This window comes from bacterium (genome assembly GCA_037131655.1).
Lineage (GTDB): Bacteria > Armatimonadota > Fimbriimonadia > Fimbriimonadales > JBAXQP01 > JBAXQP01.
On sequence record JBAXQP010000470.1, the window covers coordinates 1 to 1,609 of the forward strand.

At 46.4% G+C, this 1,609-nt stretch carries 2 protein-coding genes; one reads left to right on the forward strand and one right to left on the reverse strand.

The window, feature by feature from the left end; translation table 11 throughout:
* Window positions 1-173: 173 nt before the first annotated feature.
* The gene (locus tag WCO51_13710; GenBank protein MEI6514310.1) at window positions 174-764 is read right to left on the reverse strand and encodes a hypothetical protein; all 591 of its coding nucleotides are present in this window, start codon (window positions 762-764) and stop codon (window positions 174-176) included.
* Between the two features lie 114 nt (window positions 765-878).
* Between WCO51_13710 and WCO51_13715 the strand changes: the two genes are divergently transcribed.
* Window positions 879-1,295: an IrmA family protein gene (locus WCO51_13715; GenBank protein MEI6514311.1), complete on the forward strand. Its 417-nt coding sequence runs from the start codon at window positions 879-881 to the stop codon at window positions 1,293-1,295.
* The last annotated feature ends 314 nt before the right edge of the window (window positions 1,296-1,609 follow it).

Here is a 1,609-nt window from a genome sequence, read left to right on the forward strand (position 1 = left end):
CTGACCAGGTCTGCCGGCAGCTCTGCATCCCGGGCTGAGATGCCCGCGAATACGTGACCACAGCCGCAGTGATCGCGAAGACGACCGTTTTTACTGCTCACAGACGAGAGCAGTTGGGGTTAACTTCGCATTGCTTTATGTGAAAATATACTCGATGCTGACCACTTTGGTGGTTACTTCGTCCCGGTGGATACTAAATCGATGGTACTCATCGCCAACCCAACAACGAAGTCTGAAATTTCCTTATAACCATTGATTGTCACCAATTGCTCTTTGTTATCCGCAGTATTTTGGCAATTGAACGTCAGGGCTGCTTCTACGTTTTCACCCCTAATTCCCAAGCCGCCTTTCGCATCGCGAGTTGTTCTCAAACCAAGTGTTTTCGAATAAATTTCCAGAATATCTATACGAGATTCGTATGGATGGTTTCCCGTCTTGCTGACATCAGCACCACTGTCGCTGAAGGACAAGTCAGGGACTTTAACAATCAGTTTTCCGGCACAAGTACGCCTCTTTGCCTCTTTCTCATAACCTTCGGCTGTGATAGTTGTTATGTTCAACTGAACGATTTTAAGGGCCTTATTACCCACATCTTCATTGAAGCCGTTTTTCAAAATCCCCATGAAGATGGTCTTGAATATCTCGATTTTCACTTTATCAACCATCGCCGGAGCACCGCACTCGGGCGGTTCATTGCCGCATCCGGGCAATATTGATAGGCAGGCAACAATAATATAAGCGCCAACTTTGAAGATGTTACTCATATGCGTTCTCCTAAAATCGATTTATTCATCATGAAAGCTAGTTTGACTCTCCAAAACAATCAGCATACTCTGAGTGAATAACGATTTGAATATCATTGTGAAAGGAGGCTTGAAATGAAAGGTTCTGCAGCATTATTGTTTTTTATTGCGTATTGCGTGTCTCTTCCAGCTAACGCAATTGAGTTCTGGCATTCCAACACGACATGGGCAGGGCAAGGGCAATGCTCCGCTGCGTTCTCGTTTGACGCTGGCGAGGAAGATGTGAAGAGCCTTCAGGTCGCAGTGACGGCAGTCGCCAAAGGCGGGAAGAAAGTAGTATCCGGCGTACTGGAAATAAAGGAGTTTGGGCAATCCGACGCAACTCGCTATGCAAACGCATTTCTAGAAGGAGAGGCGCTTTGTGACAGTGGCCTAATCATCGTCGTCAATAAAGCCACTGCTGTTATCGATGGTAAGCGCGTAGATCTCTTAAAAACAAAATCACTTTCAGCTCGAGATTTCAAGCCATTCCGGATCAGTATCGGAAAATAGTAGAAACAACCCGTTGGGGGCGTTCCATTCTGTGTTCGCCATCAAGCGGATTTCGAAACCTATTGACCGTTCCCAAAGGGGTCAGTATCGAATACATTTGGAATAATTCGATGCTGACCCCAATGGCAGGTCTGCCGGCAGTTCGGCCTGCCTGAAAATTGATTATCGACACTCCGATCGTCGGAGATGATCGTATTTATTAGCTTACAGACCGATTCGTTCCAACTGATCGGTTCCTCCGGCGCAGTTGACGCCAAGCACATTGCTTCCTATCATGCAAATCGCTTAGGATGACATTTGGTAAGAGTGTATTG

What these genes read in the sequence shown, in the direction of transcription:
- WCO51_13710 (MEI6514310.1), bottom strand. Translation starts at nt 764, where the DNA reads ATGAGTAACATCTTCAAAGTTGGCGCTTATATTATTGTTGCCTGCCTA.
- WCO51_13715 (MEI6514311.1), top strand. Translation starts at nt 879, where the DNA reads ATGAAAGGTTCTGCAGCATTATTGTTTTTTATTGCGTATTGCGTGTCT.